Origin of the sequence: Gluconobacter kondonii (genome assembly GCF_002723995.1) — a bacterium.
Classification (GTDB): Bacteria; Pseudomonadota; Alphaproteobacteria; order Acetobacterales; family Acetobacteraceae; genus Gluconobacter; species Gluconobacter kondonii.
On record NZ_BEWP01000001.1, the window covers coordinates 272,331 to 292,841 of the forward strand.

Here is a 20,511-nt window from a genome sequence, read left to right on the forward strand (position 1 = left end):
GTTCAGGCCGAAAGCTGCGACAGGTCTTCCTGAACATAGCCGATGATCCGCGCATAATCGCGCGGCACGACATGCCAGAAGCGCTCCAGCGTCCGTTCCCAGCAGTGCAGCAGATCCTCGGCATAGGTGCTGCCCGTCTCCGCTACATGACGTTCCACGAGCGCGCGCAATTCCTGATCCCAGCGGCTGCCAGCCTGCACGCGGCTCCACATGACCGTATCAGGGTTGATCTGCGCCTCGAACCGTCCCTTCACGTCCAGCACATAAGCCATGCCCCCCGTGAAACCGGCGCCGAAATTGTCGCCTGTCTCTCCAAGGATCACGACTGTGCCGCCGGTCATGTATTCGCAGCCATTCGAACCACAGCCCTCGACCACGGCCGTCGCACCCGAGTTGCGGACAGCAAAACGCTCGCCCGCCTGCCCGGCCGCAAACAGCGTCCCCGCCGTCGCGCCGTATAGCACCGTATTGCCGATGATCGCGCTCTGCTCGGACGCCCACTGCGCCGCCGGTGACTTGCGGACAACGATCGTCGCGCCCGAAAGCCCCTTGCCGACATAGTCGTTGGCATCGCCCTCGACCTCGATCTTGAGTCCCTGCACGCCGAATGCGCCCAGCGACTGCCCGGCAGACCCGCGCAACGACAGCGTGAGCTGGCCTTCCGGAAGCTCCTTCATGCCGAATTTGCGCGTAATCAGCCCCGAAACCCGCGTACCGATCGCACGATGGGTGTTCTGCACGGTGTAATGCAGGTGCAGCTTTTCGCGACGCTCGAACAGCGCGGTCGCATCCGGAATGATCTGCCCATCCAACGTCTCCGGCACTTCGTTACGCCCTTCACGGGTGCAGTAACGCGCATGCTCGCCCGGATCGGCCTGAACCAGCAGGGAGTTTAGATCCAGATCATCCAGATAATCCGCGCCACGCGACACCTGACGCAGCATATCCGTCCGTCCGATCACCTCTTCAAGCGACCGCACGCCGAGATCTGCCAGAATATGCCGTATGTCTTCCGCAATCAGCGTGAACAGGTTGATGACCTTCTCCGGCGATCCCCCGAACTTCTCGCGCAGCTTCTCGTCCTGCACACACACGCCCACCGGACAGGTGTTGGAATGGCACTGGCGCACCATGATGCAGCCCATCGCGACCAATGCTGCCGTGCCTATACCGAATTCTTCGGCACCCAACATTGCCGCCATGACAACGTCACGCCCCGTCTTGATGCCGCCATCCGTCCGCAGCACCAGTCGATGACGCAACCGGTTCAGCATCAGCACCTGATGCGCTTCGGAAAGCCCCATCTCCCACGGCAGACCCGCATAATGGATCGAAGACTGCGGGCTGGCACCTGTCCCGCCCGAATGGCCAGAAATCAGGATCGCATCCGCCTTGGCTTTCGCCACACCGGCCGCAATCGTGCCAATGCCCGTCCGCGCCACCAGCTTGACCGTGACGGTCGCCGTCGGATTGATCTGCTTGAGATCGTAAATGAGCTGCGCCAGATCCTCGATCGAATAGATATCGTGATGCGGCGGCGGCGAAATCAGTGTGACCCCCGGCGTCGCATGACGCAGACGCCCGATCAGTTCCGTGACTTTGAAGCCCGGAAGCTGCCCGCCCTCGCCGGGTTTCGCACCCTGCGCCATCTTGATCTCGATCTCGCGGCAGTCGTTCAGATACTGCGCCGTCACGCCAAAACGCCCGGACGCCACCTGCTTGATGGCCGAAGACGCATTGTCCCCGTTCGGACGCGGCTTTGAACGCTCGGCATCCTCGCCACCTTCACCGGAATCGGACTTCGCGCCGATCCGGTTCATGGCAATCGCCAGCGTCTCATGCGCCTCGGGGCTGAGCGCGCCGAGCGAAATTCCCGGCGCCACCAGACGACGACGGATCTGCGTGATACTCTCCACCTCATCCACCGGAACCGGCGCATGAATCGGCTTGAAATCCAGCAGATCGCGCAGCGCCACCGGCGGCATCTGACGCACCGCATCCGCATAACGCCGGTACAACGTGAAGCTGTTCGCCGTGACCGCGCTCTGGAGCATGTGCACAAGTTGGCCGGAGAACGCATGCGTCTCACCCTGACGGCGCAGTTTGTAGCGTCCACCGACCGGAAGTGCCTCGACCTTCCGGTTCCACGCCGCCGCATGGGCACCAAGAATGTTGCGGGCAATGCCTGGCAGACCGATCCCCGAAATCCGCGACGGCATGCCCGGGAAGAACTCTGCCACCAGCGCGCGGGACAGTCCGATCGCCTCGAAATTATACCCGCCACGATAGGCCGAAATGATCGAAATGCCCGACTTGGACATGATCTTCAGCAGACCCTTGTCCACGGCCTTGCGATAGCGCTCCATCGCCTCACGCAGCGACAGCTTGCCGAACAGACCACGCCGCAGCCGGTCCGCCACACAATGCTGCGCCAGAGCCGGGTTCACCGTCGTCGCACCCACGCCAATCGTCACGGCAATTGCATGAACATCAATCGCCCCAGACGTCCGCACGTTCAGCGACGTGAACGTCCGCAGCGAATTGCGCACCAGATGGATATGCACGGCTGCTGTGGCGAGGATCATCGGGATTGCAACCCGCGCCGCATCCGTATTGTCATCCGTCAGGAACAGATGCGTGCACCCGCCGCGAACATGATCCTCCGCCTGCACGCGGATGGACGCAATAGCAGCCCGCAGACCTTCCTCGCCCTCTTCGGCAGGGAAGGTGCAGTCGATCACGCCCGCGTTCTCGCCGCAGACCTTTCGCAATTCGTCGAACTCACCGATCGTCAGGACCGGGCTCGGCAGCTGCAACAGGTCGCACTGCTCCGGTGCCTGATCGAGAATATTCCCCAGATTACCCAGCCGCGTAATCAGGCTCATCACCCGCGTCTCACGCAGGGAATCAATCGGCGGATTCGTTACCTGACTGAACCCCTGACGGAAATAATGCGCCAGCCCACGATAGATCTGCGACAGCACCTGAAGCGGCGTATCATCGCCCATGGAGCCCAGAGCCTCAGCCGCCGTCTCGACCATCGGGTGCAGGATCGTCTCCAGCTCCTCATGCGTCAGACTGACCGCCATCTGATGCCGCCGCAGCACATCGGGGTCCAACGCCTCGGGTTCCACAACATCGCGCACGATCGGCTCGATGTCGCGGATCCGCTTCACCCAGCCCTGAAAATCCTGACGCGAGGCCAGCATTTCGAGCAGTTCTTCAGACTGGTAAAGCCGCCCTTCCTTCAGATCGAGCGCCAGCGTCTGCCCCGGGCCAAGCCGTCCACGACTTTTGACCCGCGCATCCGGCACCCGAACCATCCCGGTCTCGGAGCCCACGATGAGCAGCCCGTCCTGCGTGATGCTGTAGCGCAGCGGCCGTAGCCCGGCGCGATCCAGCCCAGCCACGACCCAGCGTCCATCCGTCGCACACAAAGCCGCCGGACCATCCCAAGGCTCGATCACCGCATTGCAGTACCGGAACAGCGCGCGCGCCGCGTCGGACATCGCCGAGTTCGCGCCGCCAGAGGCCGGCACCAGCATCGTCTTCGCCATCGGCGCATCACGCCCGGCGAAGGTCAGCAGTTCGAATACATTGTCCAGAACCGCCGTATCGGAACCCGCAGCCTGCACCACAGGCTTCAGATCCGCCATGTACGGGTCCAGATCCGGATGGGCGAGCCGCGTTTCGTGCGAACGCATCCAGTTCGTATTGCCCGAAATCGTGTTGATCTCGCCGTTATGCGCCACCTTGCGGAACGGCTGGGCGAGTTTCCATGTCGGGAACGTGTTGGTCGAATACCGCTGGTGATAGATCGCAAACCGCGAAACGAACCGTTCATCCAGCAGATCCGGATAGAAATCGGTCAGGTTCTCGGCAAGGAACATACCCTTGTAGATTACCGAACGGCAGGACATCGAACACACATACAGATCAACCTGCTGTGCCGTCGCCTGCTTCTCGATCCGCCGACGCAGCACATACAGGTCGCGCTCGAACTCGTCCTCGGACCGGCCAAGCCGGTTGCGGATCATGATTTGCTCGATTTCCGGCCGAGTCTGGTTGGCCTTCTCGCCAATGCACGCCGTATCGATCGGCACCTGACGCCAGCCATAGATCCCGTAACCGAAGTTCAGGATCTCCGTCTCGATGATCTGTCGGCCCCGCTCCTGCGATCCCAGATCAGTCTTGGGCAGGAACACCATGCCCACCGCAATGCGACCGTCGATCGTATCGTCGCTGGAGCTGTTATGGATCGCCTCGGCAAAGAAATCCTGCGGGATCTCGACATGAATGCCCGCACCATCGCCGGTCTTGCCATCGGCATCGACCGCACCGCGATGCCAGATATTGCCCAGCGCCTCGACGCTCGCCAGCACCACGCTGCGCGACGGCTTGCCATCCAGTGACGCGACCAGACCCACACCGCAGGAATCGCGCTCCTGCGACGGGTCATACAGCCCCTTCAGCCGTTCGACGTTCTCGGCATACTCGCGGATGAAATCGTTATTGTGTGTCATCCCGCGGCCTCCAGAGAACCGGTTACTGTTTCAGTCAGATGATGATGGATCGCATCGGCCGCATCCCGGCCATCCTTGATCGCCCAGACGACAAGGCTCGCACCGCGCACGATGTCGCCGCCAGCGAACACACCCGGCAGGCTCGTCTCAAAGCCCCCCGGCGGCACCGTCAGCGTGCCCCAGCGCGTCACGGCCAGATCGGGTGCGTTGAACTGTTCCGGCAGATCCTCTGGATCGAAGCCCAGAGCCTTAATGACCAGATCACCCTCGATCACGTCATGTTGCCCCGTGCCCTCGATGGACCGACGGCCCGACGCATCTGGCGACCCCAGACGCATCTTCAGCACGCGTACGCCCGACACACTGCCATCGCCCAAAAACGCTTCCGGCGAACCCAGCCATTCGAACTGCACGCCTTCTTCCTCGGCATTGTAAACTTCCTGCCGCGACCCCGGCATGTTCGCCCGGTCCCGACGATAAACGCACGTCACACGCTCGGCACCCTGACGGATCGACGTGCGCACGCAGTCCATGGCCGTGTCGCCACCACCAATCACCACGACCCGACGCCCCTTCGCATGAAGCGCTGCATCTTCGCCCGGATCTTCGTCATAGCCCCGACGGTTGGACGCTGTCAGGAAGTCGATCGCATCCACCACGCCCTCAAGCCCTGCCCCCGGCACCTTCACATCACGCGAGCGATACACACCCGTCGCAAGGAACACCGCGTCATGCTGCGCCCGCAGGTCCTCAAGCGCCGTCTCGCCTTCGCCCGAGCCAACTGGTGTAGAGAGATGAAACACGATCCCCTGCTCTTCCAGCAGCGCATGACGGCGTGCCACCACATGCTTTTCCAGCTTGAAGCTCGGAATGCCGTAAGTCAGCAACCCGCCCACACGGTCCTGACGCTCATAGACATGAACTTCATAACCCTGCGCCCGCAACCGCTCCGCACAGGCCAGACCCGCCGGACCGGAGCCCACGATCCCGACACTCAGCCCAAGCTCCCGGTCCGGAAGTGCGGGCTTCACCCAGCCCTGCTCAAACGCGTTTTCCGTGATGAACCGCTCGACAGCGCCGATCGTGACGCTCTCGAAGCCCTTGTTGATGACGCAGTTGCCTTCGCACAGCCGGTCCTGCGGACAGATGCGCCCGCAGATCTCCGGAAACGTATTCGTCGCGGACGACATCTCATACGCTTCCTCAAGCCGGTCTTCCGCCGTCAGCTTCAGCCAGTCGGGGATGTTGTTCCCCAACGGACAATGCACGGAGCAGAACGGAATCCCGCACTGCGAACACCGCGACGCCTGCTCTTCCGCCCGGCTGCGCGCGAACCCACGGTAAATCTCCCCGAAATCCTGACGGCGTTCGGCCGCGTCCCGCTTCTCGGGAAGCACCTGGGGGTGGGTGACGAACTGCAACATCCGTTCGGCCATGCGTCGTGTCTCCTGCAAACATGCGAGTGAGAATGCAGCTATTCCGTCACTTTATTCAATAACAGTCAGCAATGCTGACCTTTCGTGCGAAATGACCCATCTTCTTGTCGTATGAGCCATTTTTCACACAGATTTTTAGGCCCGAAACGGATCAATCACTTTCGGAAGCGCCGCCAGCTCTCACAAACACTCCCCTTCAGATAGTCTGGAACGATACTCCGCATCGCCGCAGGCCTGATCCCAAGCGCTTGAAGATCGACCGCTCCCTGCTGCACCACATTGTCCACGCCCATCATCGCAACCTGATCGCGCGTCAGCAGATGTCCCGGCAGCGCTTCAAGAACATCCGCCTCCAGTTTCGCCACCCATCCCGGCACAGACACCAGAATCCGATGACGCCCCGACGCCTCCAGAACGAACGCCATCAAGTCCTTCATACTCAGAACATCCGGCCCGCCTACTTCGACAGTCAGACCTTCATGGCCCGGTTCAGTCAGTGTGACGATCGCCCGCGCCACGTCGCCTACATAGACCGGCTGAAAAAGCGTCTTGGGCGCAAACACCGGCAGAACCGGCGAGAGCTTCGCAATCAGCGCGAACATGTTGAAGAAACTGTCCTGCGGCCCGAAAATCACCGAAGGCCGCAACAGAACCGCCTCGGGAAAAACCTCCCGCACCACATGCTCGGCCGCCCCCTTGCTGCGCCCGTAATTCCCCGGCGACGCCAGAGACGCGCCGATGGCAGACATATGCAGGTACTGCCCCACGCCCTCACGCCGTGCCACGAGCGCCGCCAGCCGCGCCCCTTCCACATTGACCCGATGCATCGCCTGCACGTCCGGCGACATGATGGACACCAGATTGATGCCCACATCAGCCCCGGCAAACACACGCTCCAACGCAGCTGCGTCATTTACGGATGCCTTGATGAACTCCACACGCCCGTCACCCGGAAACCGCGCCAGTCCCTGATCGTCCTCCGGGTTTCGGCTCCCCACCCGCACGACGTGCCCCAGGGCCACGAGCCGTCCGACAAGTTCGCGCCCGACAAAGCCTCCTCCTCCCAGAACCGCCACAACCCTTGGACTGCGGCCTGTTCCCTCTCCATTCGACATCCCGTCCACGGAAAAATTTCTACGCATTTGCATTTTTCTTTCAGTTGGCTGTTGACGCCCCATACGTGGAGGGGTAAACGCCTCTTCACCGAGCCGGGATGCTTCAGGAAACTGAAAAAACTCCGGTGCTTTCTGAGCCCAGATGGCGGAATTGGTAGACGCGCAGGTTTCAGGTACCTGTGTCCGAAAGGACGTGGAAGTTCGAGTCTTCTTCTGGGCACCACAGACGATCAGGCGATAAATCGCCTCGATCCTCTGGTGATCAAAAAAATTTGGTGACGACAAATGAGTTCGCAAGACGCCATCCATCTTCATGACGGCGATCTGCCGGATGACTTTGATCTTGGCCCTGTCGTTGCCATCGATACCGAGACCATGGGTCTCAATCCCCATCGTGACCGCCTCTGCCTCGTCCAGCTCTCAGCCGGCGATGGCGAAGCCCATCTTGTGCAGATCAAACCGGTCTCCATGGGCGGCCGGGGCTATGACTGCCCGAACCTTAAAGCGCTCCTGACAGACGATTCCGTCACCAAGCTGATGCATTACGCACGCTTTGACGTCGCAGTCCTGCAGAACGCCTTCAATATTACGATCCCATCTGTCATCTGCACCAAAATCGCCGCCCGGCTGGTCTATACCTTCACGGACCGTCACGGACTGGCCTATCTGTGCCGGGACCTCCTCGGCGTCGAAATCTCCAAACACCAGCAGAGCTCTGACTGGGGCGCCGAGACCCTCACCCCCGACCAGCTTCGCTATGCCGCATCGGACGTGCTGCATCTTCACGCATTGTGGGATAAGCTCGAAGCCATGCTGATCCGTGAAAACCGCCGCGACCTCGCGCAATCCTGCTACGATTTCCTTCCGGCCCGCTGCCGCCTCGACCTGCTGGGCTACGACGAGTCCGACATTTTCTCGCACCGCGCCTGAATTCCGGCTCGACTGATCATGCACCGCCCGTCGCCCGGTTTTTCCCGCACCGCTCTGGAATCGGCCCTCCAAACCGTCTCCATCGAACGCAAAGGGCTGGAAGCGCTCGAACAGGCTCTCTCTGGCCCGCTCGGAATTGCGTTCAGCGAAGCCGTTGACCGCATCGCAGAAAGTCGCGCGCGTCTGATCGTGACCGGAATCGGGAAATCCGGCCATATTGCCCGCAAAATTCAGGCAACCCTCGCCTCTACCGGCACACCGTCGTTGTTTCTGCACCCCGCTGAAGCCGCACATGGCGATCTTGGGATGGTGGCGCCCGGCGATCTGATCCTCGCTTTCTCCAATTCGGGCGAAACCGCAGAACTTGCCGCGATTCTGGCCTATGCCGCGCGACAGAATCACTGCGTGATCGCCGTTACCGCCGTCGGCACCTCCGCCCTCGCCCGTGCCGCACAGATCCCACTGGTCCTGCCCACCAGCGCAGAAGCCTGCCCGATGGGCTTAGCGCCGACGACGAGCACTCTGCTGCAACTGGCTCTGGGCGACGCACTCGCCATTGCCTTGCTGGAAAAGCGCGGTTTCACCGCCCGCGATTTCGGCGCTTTTCACCCTGGCGGCCTTCTCGGCGCGCGCCTCCGCCCGATCAGCGACCTCATGCATACCGGCGACGCCCTGCCTCTCGGACAGGGCAGCCTCCCGCTCCGCTCCGTCATTCTCGAGATGACACGCAAGTCATTCGGGTGCATGGGTGTCATTGATGACAATGGTGAACTTCAGGGCCTCATCACAGACGCCGATCTGCGCCGCGCCCTCTCCGGCGACCTCGACGCGACCACGGCCGCGGACGTCATGAACCCCGCCCCCGTTACGGCAAGTGCCGACACGCTGGCACAGGACGTGCTGCATCTTATGAATCAGCGCGAACGCCCCATCACCAGCCTCTTCATCGTGGACACGGCACACCGCCCTGTGGGAATCGTCCATATTCACGACCTCCTGCGAAGCGGCCTGTCATGAGCGACCCCACGCCCGATAATGGCGAGCACCGTATCCGCCGGGAAGATTTCGACCCCAACCGGACAGAGAGCCTCGCCCGGCTCGATAATCTGCGCCGCGCGGCCTTCCAGCGGATCCGCCAAGCTCCCAACGCTCAGGAACTCGCCCGACGCCGCTCGCTTCTGGGATTCGCAAAATGGGCACTGCCGGGGCTGGCTCTCGTCCTCCTCAGTTCCATCGCGGCCTGGCCCGAGATTTCCCATCTCATGAACCAGAACCGAGCAGCCCTGAAGGAAATGGCCCGACTGCGCGTAGAAAGCGGCAATATGGAACAGGCCACCTATCGCGGTCTCGACGCCCACGACCATCTTTACATGATTACAGCCCGCACCACCCACCAGCAGGGCCCGGATCGCGTGGACCTGGTCGATCCGGTTGCCGACATCCAGCTTTCGGGCAATTCCTGGGCACATATCAAGGCTGATCGCGGCGTCTATATGCAGCACGAACAGACGCTCGATCTTGACGACAATGTCGTGCTCTACCGCGACGATGGTTTTCTCCTGAATGGCCCCTCGGCCGATCTGGACCTCAAGGCGGACGTCATCGCCTCGCGGGACTGGGTCCATGCGGAAGGTCCGTTCGGAACGCAGGATGCCCAAGGCTATTTTCTGGACCAGCATGCGGGTATCATGCAGTTTACGGGACCCGGACTGACGGTCCGCAACGATGACAACGGCCCTCCGAGTGCGGCGGCCCGCCTGCACCTGCAAGGACTGAAGACAGAGAAATGACCCGCCGTTCCGCAGCCTTCCTTCCCTTCCTGATCGCCCTTCCTCTGGCTCTTCCTTCCGCTCCTGCCTATGCAGACGGGCTGGACATGTCCCACGGGGAAGCCGTGCAGCTTTTCTGGAAAAAGGAAGAAGTCTACGACCGCAATGCTCAGACCGTGACACTCACGGGCGGAGCGCGGGCCGTGCGCGGGGATACGACCGTCGATGCGGATACGCTGATCGGATATCTGCGCAAGAAAGCGCCTGTTCCCGGACAGCCCGCTCCTGCGCCGACACCGGCCGACGGCAAAAGCGCCAGCAGCAATGATCCGATGGGCGGTTCGCTGGAACTGTACCGGATCGAGGCGCGCGGCAATGTCCATATCTACAACCAGACCGATCAGGGCTGGGGCGATCATGCGCTGTACGACATGGATCAGGGCGTCATGGTCATGACCGGCAAGCATCTGAAGCTGACGACGCCGCAGGACGTTCTGACGTCCCGCGACGTCATGGAATATCACGCCAAGACGCGCATGTCGGTTGGCCGGGGCGATGCGACCGTCACAACCAATGACGGCAAGCAGGTCAAGGCAGATGTGCTCGTCTCATTCAGCAAACCTAACGATGCGCCTGCTCCTGGGCAATCTGCAAAACCGGGACAGGCGGCCGCAGATTCGTCCAACCCGATGGGTGGCGGTTCCTCGAAGCTCGACCGGGCCTATGGCTGGGGGCATGTTGTTCTGCGGACACCGACCCAGACCGCTACGGGCGATCGTGGCGTCTATGTTTTCGATACCCAGATCGCCCGCCTGATCGGCCATGTGCATGTCACGCAGGGGCAGAACCAGAACAATGGCTCGCAGGCCATCGTGAACATGAAGACCGGCATCGCAACCATGCTGCCGGGCACGGATTCCCCTATTCAGGGGCTCGTCGTGCCAAACGAGGCCAACAGCAGCCAGGCACCCAAGTGACAGACAGCCATATCCCCTCTCAGCCGCCCGCAACCGGTCTGGTCGCAAGCGGTATCGGCAAATCTTACAAGAAGCGCGCCGTCGTCAAAAACGTCTCGCTTCAGGTGCAGCGCGGCGAGGCAGTCGGCCTCCTCGGCCCAAACGGTGCAGGTAAAACGACCAGCTTTTACATGATCGTTGGTCTCGTTCAGCCCGATACCGGCACCATCACGCTGGATGGCGCCGACATCACGCAGCTTCCGATGTATCGCCGCGCGCGCCTCGGTGTTGGCTACCTGCCGCAGGAAGCCAGTATTTTCCGTGGCCTGAATGTCGAGCAAAACATCATGGCCGCCCTTGAGGTCGTCGAGCCCGATCCGGAAAAGCGGGACCTGATGCTCAATGGCCTTCTGGCGGAATTCGGCATCACCCATCTGCGCCGCTCTCCTTCGCTCGCCCTGTCCGGCGGTGAGCGTCGTCGTCTGGAAATTGCCCGTGCGCTGGCCAGTCAGCCGAACTACATCCTGCTCGACGAACCGCTCGCCGGCATTGATCCGATCGCCGTCGGAGAAATCCGCGATCTTGTTTCGCATCTGAAAGATCGTGGCATCGGCGTGCTGATTACGGACCATAACGTCCGCGAAACGCTCGAAGTCATCGACCGCGCCTATATCATGCACGGTGGACAGGTGCTGATGGAAGGTACGCCCGAAGCCATCGTTGCGAACGAAGATGTCCGCCGGGTCTATCTCGGAGAGAATTTCTCGCTGTAACATGCCGGGATGCTTGTCCCGGGTCTGATCCAGCGTCAGTCGCAGTCTCTCGTCATGACGCCCCAGCTGCGTCAGGCGATTGCCCTGCTGCAATACACGCAGATCGATCTCGCCCAGCATCTGCGACAGGTCTGCGAAACCAATCCGCTTCTCATTCTGGAGCCCGGCGACACAGCGCCCGAAGCTGCATCGTCTTCGGAAGAGTTTCACGACGACGACCCGGACCGCTTCACCACGACCTCTGATCGCCCGGAAGCCGCAGCCCCGCTTCCATCTGCCCGGGACGATCTGATCCTCCAGATTCGCCTCTTTTTTCGTGCGGACGAACAAGATGCGGCACTGCATCTTCTGGACAGTCTGGATGAAAGCGGCCGCCTTCCCGTTTCGGTAGCGGATCTTGCAGGCAACCTCCGTATGGAGGCGACAAAGCTCGAAGCGATCCGTCAGAGTCTCATGCATTTTGAACCTGTCGGGCTTTTCGCCAGATCGCTTGAAGAATGTCTGGCCGCGCAACTCCGCGTCCGCAATCGCCTTGATCCCGCGATGCAGGTTTTACTCGACAATCTGGACCTCCTCGCACGGCGGGACTGGCGCAGGCTGCGCGAGAAATGCGCTCTTGAGCAGGACGATCTGCTGGAGATGCTCGCCGAGATTCAGGCGCTCGACCCGCGTCCCGGCCTGACTCTGCCGCCGCCTGAACCACCTATCGAACCCGATCTAATCGTCCGGCCCAACGGCGCTGGCTTCCGTCTGACCCTCAACACGCGCCTGCTGCCGAAACTCCGCTTTGATGACATGATGCGCGGACAGCTTGATGGGAGCACGGACGCTGGTAAGGCACTCCTTGCCTGTGCGGCAGAGGCCACGGCTCTGATCCGCGCGCTAGATAGCCGCAAGCAATCCCTGCTCACGGTTGGCCGCGCCATTGTGCAGCATCAGGCCGATTTCCTGCGCAATGGCCCGAGCGCTCTGCGCCCGCTGACCATGCACGACATCGCCGAGCGCACGGAACTGCACGAAAGCACCATCAGTCGCATCGTGAGCAGCAAATATATCGACACGCCACAGGGTACCGTCCCGCTCAAGCTGTTTTTCTCCACAGCCCTGACGTCCGAAGACGGCACGTCCCAGAGCGCTCACGCGATCCAGCATCGTCTTCAGGCGCTCGTCTCGGCGGAAGGGGACAATGTTCTGTCCGACGATGCCCTGACGACCCTTCTGCAAAAAGAAGGCTTCTCCATTCAACGCCGCACCGTTGCGAAATATCGTGAGGGGCTTGGCATTGCGAAGTCCAGCCAGCGCAAACGACTGCGGCGCACGTCCTGACACTTCAAACAGAACTGCAAAGCTTTGACAGGCTGGCAGGACTTCCCTTACGGAGCCTGAATGTCTCGCGTTTCGCTGCCGCTCACTGAAATCCCCTGGAGACCTCCCGAACAGGCACTTTCTGCCATGAAGGCTGCCCCCTGGGCCGCGTTTCTCGATAGCGGAGGCCCGGACACTGACGAACGTGCTCGCTGGTCCTTTGTGTGTCTGTCTCCTGTTGAAACCCTCGACTGGCAGGGGGAAAGCCTACGTAGGAACGGTGTGTCTGTAGAGGGCGATGTCTGGGTGCATCTGCGCGATATGGCCGCTGCCGTCCCCCGTTACTCAAAAGCGGAGGGCATCATTCCCTTTACGGGCGGGGTGATCGGGATGGTAAGCTACGAAGCAGGCATGGCGCTTGAAAACGTCCCGTCCCGTCATGTCTCTTCTGCGCCAAAACTGGTGGCGGCCTCCTTTACGGATGTATTGGCGTTCGACCGGCATGAAGAACGCTGCTGGTGGATCAGCCAGACTGGAAACCCGGTCCCTGATCTGACCCAACCCGTCGTCCGCTCCACAGCACCTTTCCTGCGCTTTGCACCTGAGCAGTCCCGAGATGTCTGGACAGACGCGGTTCGCAGCATCGTCGACTTCATTCGGGCCGGGGATATTTTTCAGGCCAATCTGACCATGCGTTGGGTTGCAGAATGTGCTGACGATTTCGATGAACTGGCTGCCTATCGGACGTTGGGGCAGACCTCGCCCGCCCCGTTCGGGGCCTATCTGAAAACACCAGATTTTTCGCTGCTCAGTGCTTCTGTGGAACGGTTCATTTCACTCTCGCGGGATGGGCTGATCGAGACGCGTCCCATCAAAGGCACCATTGCCCTTGGGCACACTCTGGAAGACACAATCCGGAACAGCCGGACACTGGCTGCGGACGAAAAAGAGCTTGCCGAAAACCTGATGATTACGGATCTGATGCGGAACGATATTGGTCGTGTCTCGCAGATCGGCTCCGTCCGTGTTCCGCAACTCTCGAAGGTTGAGCAGTTTCCCCACGTCCTGCATTTGGTCTCAGCTGTTCAGGGGCAACTCCGTCCCGAACTGGACGCCATTGATCTGCTTCAGGCCACGCTTCCGCCGGGTTCCGTTACGGGGGCACCGAAAAAACGGGCCATGGAGATCATCGACCTGTTGGAAGCCTCGGCCCGTGGAGCCTATTGCGGCAGCCTGTTCCGGATCGGAAATGATGGTGCGATGGACAGTTCCGTCATCATCCGCAGTCTGGCGAGATCGGGCGATACCGTCTCCGTCGGCGCAGGGGGCGGCATTACCGTGCTGTCCGATCCGATCCGGGAATATGAGGAGATGCTTCTGAAAGTCGCCCCGATCCTGAAGGCGTTTGAAGCATGAGCGCTATAGTCTGGCTCAATGGGCGCCTTCTGGACATTGCAGATGCCCATATTGCCCCGAATGACCGGGGTTTTCTGCTCTCCGATGGTCTGTTTGAAACAATCCGCGTTGCTAACGGACAAACGCCTCACCTGGCACGGCATCTGGCACGACTTGAAGAAGGGTGCGCGATCCTTCGCCTACCTTCGCCGGACCGGACGCTACTGACACAGGCCATATCCGACCTGCTCCATGCTACGAATCTGTCAGACGGATCTCTGCGCCTGACGGTCACGCGCGGCACCGGACCGCGTGGCCTTGTGCCACCCGCCACGCCGCATCCGACAGTTCTCATTCAGGGCACGGCTTCTACAATGAGTGTGCCTGCTCCGGTCCGGCTGGGTCTCAGCCGCTACCGGCGGGACGGAGCCTCTCCACTGGCGCGTGTCAAATCGCTGGCCTGTCTGCTCTCCGTTATGAGCCGCATGGAAGCCGTCGCAGCAGAACTGGACGATGCGCTTCTTCTGGGAACGACAGGGGCCGTTGCTGAAGCCAGTGCTGCGAACATCCTGTTTTTGCGGGAGGGGCGTTTGCAAACGCCTCTAATCGCTGACGGCGCCCTGCCGGGAACGTCCCGCGCCCGACTTCTGGACGGCGGCTTCTGCATGGAAGGCCGCCTTCTGCCGCAAGACATCAAAACGGTGACGGGGGCTTGGCTGGTCAATGCGTTGTCACTAACCGCCGTTTCAGGCATCGACAGCCATGATCTGTCCCTGCACGCAGAACTGGACCGTCGATTGAGAGCGTTTCTGTTCTCTGCCTGAACCTCCCCCGCTGACTGCTCTTATTTCAGCGCGGCAATCGCTGTCATTTCGACGCGCCATTCCGGAACGGCCAGCTTTGCTTCAACGGTGGCGCGGGCCGGTTTGCTGTCCGTATCCAGCCAAGCATCCCAGGCCCGGTTCATCGCCCCGATTTCCGCAATATCCGTCAGGAAGATCTGCACCGACAGGATCCGGCTCTTATCCGTTCCCAGCGAGGCCAGAAGCGCGTCGATCTGGCGCAGGATATCAACCGTCTGGCCTTCCGTATCGAGGGTGGCGTCGTCCGCGACCTGACCGGCCAGATAGGCTAGTCCGTTATGGACGACGACGCCTGCAAGGCGCTGTTCTTCAAGGTGACGGGAAATATCGGCGTTTTTGCTCACGGTTGCGGACCTTATGAAAGAGGTTACTGAAGAAGCGTCGGGATCATTTCATGCTCAAGGATAGCGTCGAGTGCGCTTTCCTCGTCTTCCGCAACGGCCATGGGTGTGCCGTCGGCAGCATGGATGGCCACGAGCATTTCACCCTCATGCATGACGGATCTGACATAGGCGAGGCGGGACATACCCAGCGTCAGTAACTGCGGCCCCGTGATGCGGCGCAGATCCGCAGGGAGTTTTTCGTCCGAACGATCACCGTTTTCGAAGGGATTGTTCAATTCAGGTTCCTTTTGGAGCCGCAGCGGCTTCTGCCACTCGGCTTTGGGTTCAGTCTGTAAAAATTGTAAGCGCGCGACCGGCCTTATTCGTCGTCGATATCGCGCGCAGGACGCGTCGTGCGCCGGGTCTTCACGACGGGCGGCACCACTTCGTGGTGAACCGTCGGAGCCGGTGCCGGGCTTCGCCGCCCCTGCGAAATCGCAATCCGCTTGACCCGAACTTCGGGCTCTGGACGCAGAAGATCGATATGCAGCAGGCCGTTATCAAGCCACGCTCCGCCGATTTCGATGCCTTCTGCCAGTACGAAGGCTTTGTGGAACTGCCGCGCCGCAATGCCGCGATGCAGAAAAATGCGCCCCTGACTGTCATCGGTCTGACGCCCGCGAATCACAAGCTGGTTGTCTTCCTGCGTGATCTGAAGGTCGTCCATGACAAAGCCCGCAACCGCCAGCGTAATCCGCAGGGCCGTGGAGCTGAGCTGCTCGATATTATAGGGGGGATAGCCGTCGGACGTCGATTTGGCAGCACGCTCAAGCATCTGCTCGAGGTGATCGAAGCCGAGAAACATCGGGGACGTGAACAGGCGACCGGACATAGGGCGAGAGCCTCCTCCATGAGCGAGACGTAAAACAGAGCCAGTCCCATTCTGCGGCAACTGGCTGGTCCTACGATATGGTGACCACCCCTAGGGATGCAAGCTCTGCTCCCGACCAAGCGCATGCAAAACCGACGTTCATGGCATGTTACACTGGCATTTGACGCCCGCGCTCGCTACATCGCAGGGCATGAGCGAATTCGATTTCCTGTCCGGCATCGACGATGTGCCCCCTACCCCGATCCTGATCGCCCCCCAGCCCGTGCTGCGGGAGGTCGCCCGTGAGGTCCGCCCCGAGGATATCGCCTTTATCCGCGATCAGCTTCCGGGCATGTTTTCCGCCATGTACAAGGCCCCCGGCATCGGCCTCGCCGCGCCGCAGGTCGGTCTTGGCATGCGCTTTGCTCTGGTGGACGTGGCCGAGGAAGACGCGCCGCGTGAGCCCATGCTGCTGATCAATCCGGAAATCGTTACGGATTCAGAGCAGATGGCGGCTCGCGAGGAAGGCTGCCTTTCGTTGCCGAACCAGTATGCCGAAGTCGTCCGCCCCGAATCGATCCGTGTGCGCTATCGCAACCTCGCGGGAGAGACGATCGAGCGTGATGCATCCGGCCTGCTCGCCACCTGCATCCAGCATGAGATGGACCATCTCGACGGCATCCTGTTCGTCGATCACCTCTCGACGCTCAAGCGCAACATGATCATGCGTCGCCTGGCCAAAGAGCAGAAGCTCGGAAGGCGCTGACCCACAATGCGGCTGATTTTCATGGGAACGCCGGACTTCTCGGTCCCGGCGCTGCACGCTTTGCTCGACGCTGGTCACGAGGTGGTTGCGGTCTACACCCAACCGCCGCGTCCGGCAGGTCGTGGCAAGGCGCTTCGTCGCTCGCCGGTTCATGAAGCCGCTGAAGCCGCCGGGATCGAAGTGCGGACGCCCGCCCGCGTTCGTCGGGACACGACGGAGCACGCCGCTTTTGCTGCCCTGAATGCCGACGCCGCCGTGGTCGCCGCCTATGGCCTCATTCTGCCCAAAGAGATGCTGGACGCCCCGCGTCTGGGGTGTCTGAACATCCATGCCAGCCTTCTGCCGCGCTGGCGTGGGGCCTCGCCCATCCAGTCCTCCATCCTCGCAGACGACACCCAAAGCGGCGTTTCCATTATGCAGATGGATGAGGGCCTCGACACCGGCGCGGTTCTGCTGGTGGAGGCTACGCCCATTAGCGCGACCGATACCGCCAGCACACTGCATGACCGTTTGTCGGAGATCGGCGGCCGTCTGGTCGTTCGTGCGCTGGCCGAGCGTCCGACACCCGTGCCGCAGCCCACAGACGGCGTGACCTATGCCGAACGCCTGACCCGCGATAATGGCCGTATCGACTGGACGCGCACGGCAGCCGAGATCGATCGCCAGATCCGCGGCCTCACGCCTTGGCCCGGCGCATTTACGACGCTTGACGGTATAGTGCTGAAAATCGGCACGGCCACTCCGCTGCCGGACGCAGTCCCCAACGCCTCCCCCGGCACCACGCTCGACGACGCTTTGACGATCGCCTGTGGCACCGGTGCGATTCGCATCGACCGCGTTCAGAAGCCGGGGCGCAGCATGATGTCCGCCGCCGATTTCCTGCGCGGTCAGCCCGTGCCGAAAGGGATGGGACTTGTCTGACGTACAGGCTCAGGACCATGAGCCTTCTGGCCTGAACCGCTGGGCTTTACGCATCGAATATGACGGCACCGGCTATCTGGGCTGGCAGAAGCAGAATGACGGCGTCTCCATTCAGAGCCTGATCGAAGCTGCCGCCTCGAAACTGGTCCGTAATCGTCCCGTGCCCAGCATCACTGCCGGACGCACGGATGCAGGCGTCCATGCCGCTGGAATGGTCATCCATCTCGACTTCCCGGATGACGCCCCGATCGACGCCCGCCAGATCCGCGACGGTATGGGATATCATCTCAAGCCCCACCGCGTTGTCGTGCTGGAAGCCGCGCAAGTCGGGCCGGAATGGAATGCGCGTTTCTCCGCCACATGGCGCAGCTACCGCTACACAATCCTCAACCGCCCTGCCCGTCCGGGTCTGATGGAAAACCGGGTGTGGCACATCAAGCGCCCGCTGAGTGTGGATCTCATGCAGCAGGCCGCGAACCATCTTCTCGGCCCGCATGATTTTACATCATTCCGCGCTGTCGCCTGTCAGGCCAGAAGCCCAATCCGCACGCTGGATATTCTGACCATCCGTCGCGAGGGCGAACTGGTCATGATCGACACGAAGGCGCGCTCCTTCCTGCATCATCAGGTCCGCAACATGGCCGGAACCCTGATGATGATCGGCGCGGGTCTGTGGCCGGTCGAAAAAATGATTGAGATTCTGGAAGCGAAAGACCGCTGCGCCGCAGGACAGACGGCCCCGCCGGAAGGGCTCTGTCTGATGGATGTCGGCTATCCCGACAATCCGTTCAGCAGGACCTAAAATGAGATCCCGAGCAGATCCACCATCGCATTGTAATGCGGCGGCAGAAGCCACAGAACCCAGAGGAATGCGGCAACCGGCAGGGTCTGAAGAAGCGTCATGACAAAAGCCTGCCACCCCGTCGTCAGAAGCCCGACTTTCGTAACGTACCAGGTCAGCCACAGCGTATAGAGCTGTGCTCCGAAGGCGAGGCCTGCCAGCGCCTGACTGGAGACCGCAGCCCCCGGAATTACGAGATGCAGCACACCCTGCGCCACAATAAGCATGACCAGCGGTAGCCAGCCACACCATAAAGAAGCGGTTGCGTAGCGCGTCCACAGCCCCTTCCGGCTCAGAAAAACCGCGTAAAGCTCTGACACCACAAGCTGCAAAAGCGTACAGACCAGCGGCACCACCGCCCGTACCAGCCCCATGACCCGTTCGGCAGGAGGCAGCATAAAGGCCATCCACACACCGATGAGCGCCAGCGCGATCGTGGGTGCCAAAGCCGCGAACAACGCACCTGCTCCCGGAGCGAAGCAGTTGATCCCTTCGGAGCGCCCGCGCCCCAGAAGCCACACGCCCAGCGGGATGGCCATGTTCCCGGAGGGAGGAAACGAACCCTGCCGTCCGGAATTCACAGCCCGTATCCTTCCATGAACGTCAGATAGATCCGCGTCAGATCCTCCAGCGTTTCAAGTCCCACATGCTCGTCCCGTTTGTGCATGGTCGCCCCCACAAGACCGAACTCCGCAACCTCGCAATAGCGCGAAATGAAGCGTGCATCGGACGTGCCGCCGCCGGTATCGAGCCGGGGCGTACGCCCCGTCACCTGACGCACGGCATCCGACAGGCACGTTACGGCCTCTCCGGGCTGCGTCAGAAAAGCCTCACCGCTGATGGACACTTGCACATCCGCTGAAGGTGCGTGACGCCGGACAACATCCTCGATCCACGCCATTAAAGCGGCCCCGGTGTGCAGGTCATTGAAACGGATGTTCAGCCGCCCGAGGGCCTGCGCCGGAATAATATTGGTCGCGGGATTGCCCACATCGATGCTCGTGACCTGAAGCGAAGACGGGTCAAACCATTCGCTGCCCGTATCCAGTTCCCGCGCCGTCAGTTCGGAAAGCGCTGCCAGAAGACGATGAACCGGGTTATCCGCCAGATGCGGATACGCCACATGCCCCTGAATGCCCTGAACAGTCACGACGGCATTCATGCTGCCACGCCGGCCGATCTTGATGACATCGCCCAGAGCTTCGGGATTCGTGGGTTCACCCAGCAGGCAGAAATCCGGGAGTTCTTCACGTTCCGCCAGCCATTCGATGACTGGCTTTGTCCCGAAATGCGCGGGGCCCTCTTCATCTCCCGTAATCAACAGGGAGATGGAGCCCTTCAGCGGCCCCTGCTTCAGACGCCGGGCCACGGCGGCCACGAAACAGGCCACGCCGCCCTTCATGTCCGCAATGCCGCGTCCATAAAGCCGACCGTCCTGAACCACAGCCGCAAACGGATCATGCGCCCAGCCTTCGCCGGGCGGCACGACATCCGTATGTCCCGCAAAGCAGAGCACGGGATGTCCCGACCCTAGCCGGGCATACAGATTGGGCGTCGGGGCCTCCGCGGGGCCGAAAGGAAGATGGACTGTCTCAAAACCCATCCCCTCCAGCACACCTGCCAGAAGCGCCTGCGCGCCTCCATCGGCCGGGGTCACGGATGGGCAACGCAGCAGATCCCGCGCCAGTGTCACGGGGTCTGTCGGCAGGTGTGATCCGCTCACG

General features: G+C 61.4%; 19 protein-coding genes and 1 tRNA gene. 12 read left to right on the forward strand and 8 right to left on the reverse strand.

Annotated elements, in window-relative coordinates; genetic code table 11:
- Positions 1–2: 2 nt before the first annotated feature.
- The 3 genes from gltB to GKO01_RS01235 all read right to left on the reverse strand — a co-directional run bounded on the left by gltB (position 3) and on the right by GKO01_RS01235 (position 7,101).
- Complete coding sequence (gene gltB, locus GKO01_RS01225) at positions 3–4,523, reverse strand: glutamate synthase large subunit (protein ID WP_099285333.1); 4,521 nt, start codon at positions 4,521–4,523, stop codon at positions 3–5.
- Positions 4,520–5,959 carry an NAD(P)-dependent oxidoreductase gene (locus tag GKO01_RS01230; RefSeq protein WP_099285334.1) on the reverse strand — a complete coding sequence of 480 codons (1,440 nt, stop codon included), beginning with the start codon at positions 5,957–5,959 and terminating at the stop codon, positions 4,520–4,522. Before GKO01_RS01230 ends, gltB begins: the two co-directional genes overlap by 4 nt.
- 155 nt (positions 5,960–6,114) lie before the next feature.
- Positions 6,115–7,101, reverse strand: coding sequence for a complex I NDUFA9 subunit family protein (locus GKO01_RS01235; protein ID WP_244901276.1), 987 nt, complete (start codon positions 7,099–7,101; stop codon positions 6,115–6,117).
- 109 nt (positions 7,102–7,210) lie between these two features.
- Here GKO01_RS01235 and GKO01_RS01240 point away from each other — a divergent pair.
- The 9 genes from GKO01_RS01240 (at position 7,211) to GKO01_RS01280 (ending at position 15,026) form a co-directional block, all read left to right on the forward strand.
- Positions 7,211–7,297, forward strand: a tRNA-Leu gene (locus GKO01_RS01240).
- 62 nt (positions 7,298–7,359) lie between these two features.
- Complete coding sequence (locus GKO01_RS01245; protein ID WP_099285335.1) at positions 7,360–8,004, forward strand: ribonuclease D; 645 nt, start codon at positions 7,360–7,362, stop codon at positions 8,002–8,004.
- Positions 8,005–8,022: 18 nt separating this feature from the next.
- Positions 8,023–9,021 (forward strand): KpsF/GutQ family sugar-phosphate isomerase, encoded by a 999-nt coding sequence (locus GKO01_RS01250; protein WP_099285336.1) that lies wholly within the window; start codon positions 8,023–8,025, stop codon positions 9,019–9,021.
- Entirely contained in the window at positions 9,018–9,794 is a 777-nt protein-coding gene (lptC, locus tag GKO01_RS01255) for an LPS export ABC transporter periplasmic protein LptC (RefSeq protein WP_099285337.1), read from the forward strand. The genes GKO01_RS01250 and lptC overlap by 4 nt, the downstream gene beginning before the upstream one ends.
- Positions 9,791–10,750, forward strand: coding sequence for an LptA/OstA family protein (locus GKO01_RS01260; protein ID WP_099285338.1), 960 nt, complete (start codon positions 9,791–9,793; stop codon positions 10,748–10,750). Before lptC ends, GKO01_RS01260 begins: the two co-directional genes overlap by 4 nt.
- Complete coding sequence (gene lptB / locus GKO01_RS01265) at positions 10,747–11,502, forward strand: LPS export ABC transporter ATP-binding protein (RefSeq protein ID WP_062033450.1); 756 nt, start codon at positions 10,747–10,749, stop codon at positions 11,500–11,502. Before GKO01_RS01260 ends, lptB begins: the two co-directional genes overlap by 4 nt.
- Positions 11,503–11,511: 9 nt before the next feature.
- On the forward strand, positions 11,512–12,828 hold the full coding sequence (rpoN, locus tag GKO01_RS01270; protein WP_099285339.1) for an RNA polymerase factor sigma-54: 1,317 nt from the start codon (positions 11,512–11,514) through the stop codon (positions 12,826–12,828).
- A 60-nt stretch (positions 12,829–12,888) separates the two neighbouring features.
- Entirely contained in the window at positions 12,889–14,223 is a 1,335-nt protein-coding gene (locus GKO01_RS01275) for an anthranilate synthase component I family protein (RefSeq protein ID WP_099285340.1), read from the forward strand.
- Positions 14,220–15,026 (forward strand): aminotransferase class IV, encoded by an 807-nt coding sequence (locus tag GKO01_RS01280; RefSeq protein ID WP_099285341.1) that lies wholly within the window; start codon positions 14,220–14,222, stop codon positions 15,024–15,026. The genes GKO01_RS01275 and GKO01_RS01280 overlap by 4 nt, the downstream gene beginning before the upstream one ends.
- 20 nt (positions 15,027–15,046) lie before the next feature.
- On the opposite strand, the gene GKO01_RS01285 is transcribed toward GKO01_RS01280, so the two are convergent.
- The 3 genes from GKO01_RS01285 to GKO01_RS01295 form a co-directional block, all read right to left on the reverse strand.
- Entirely contained in the window at positions 15,047–15,409 is a 363-nt protein-coding gene (locus GKO01_RS01285; RefSeq protein ID WP_062033461.1) for a RidA family protein, read from the reverse strand.
- A gap of 23 nt (positions 15,410–15,432) precedes the next feature.
- Entirely contained in the window at positions 15,433–15,684 is a 252-nt protein-coding gene (locus GKO01_RS01290; protein ID WP_062033464.1) for a DUF1150 family protein, read from the reverse strand.
- Positions 15,685–15,767: 83 nt separating this feature from the next.
- Positions 15,768–16,280, reverse strand: a complete 513-nt coding sequence (locus GKO01_RS01295; RefSeq protein WP_077802432.1) for an Hsp20 family protein — start codon at positions 16,278–16,280, stop codon at positions 15,768–15,770.
- A 190-nt stretch (positions 16,281–16,470) separates the two neighbouring features.
- On the opposite strand from GKO01_RS01295, the gene def reads away from it, so the two are divergent.
- Genes def through truA form a run of 3 tightly spaced genes read left to right on the forward strand, consistent with a single transcriptional unit; the run spans position 16,471 to position 18,748 of the window.
- Positions 16,471–17,025, forward strand: a complete 555-nt coding sequence (gene def / locus GKO01_RS01300; protein WP_099285342.1) for a peptide deformylase — start codon at positions 16,471–16,473, stop codon at positions 17,023–17,025.
- Between the two features lie 6 nt (positions 17,026–17,031).
- Entirely contained in the window at positions 17,032–17,946 is a 915-nt protein-coding gene (gene fmt / locus GKO01_RS01305; protein ID WP_099285343.1) for a methionyl-tRNA formyltransferase, read from the forward strand.
- Positions 17,939–18,748 (forward strand): tRNA pseudouridine(38-40) synthase TruA, encoded by an 810-nt coding sequence (truA, locus tag GKO01_RS01310; RefSeq protein WP_099285344.1) that lies wholly within the window; start codon positions 17,939–17,941, stop codon positions 18,746–18,748. Before fmt ends, truA begins: the two co-directional genes overlap by 8 nt.
- Here the strand turns inward: truA and GKO01_RS01315 are convergent.
- Both GKO01_RS01315 and dapE read right to left on the reverse strand, forming a co-directional pair.
- Positions 18,745–19,368, reverse strand: a complete 624-nt coding sequence (locus GKO01_RS01315) for a hypothetical protein (protein WP_244901277.1) — start codon at positions 19,366–19,368, stop codon at positions 18,745–18,747. The two genes, truA and GKO01_RS01315, sit on opposite strands and share 4 nt — an antisense overlap.
- Positions 19,365–20,510 carry a succinyl-diaminopimelate desuccinylase gene (dapE, locus tag GKO01_RS01320; protein WP_099285345.1) on the reverse strand — a complete coding sequence of 382 codons (1,146 nt, stop codon included), beginning with the start codon at positions 20,508–20,510 and terminating at the stop codon, positions 19,365–19,367. The genes GKO01_RS01315 and dapE overlap by 4 nt, the downstream gene beginning before the upstream one ends.
- Position 20,511: the final 1 nt, after the last annotated feature.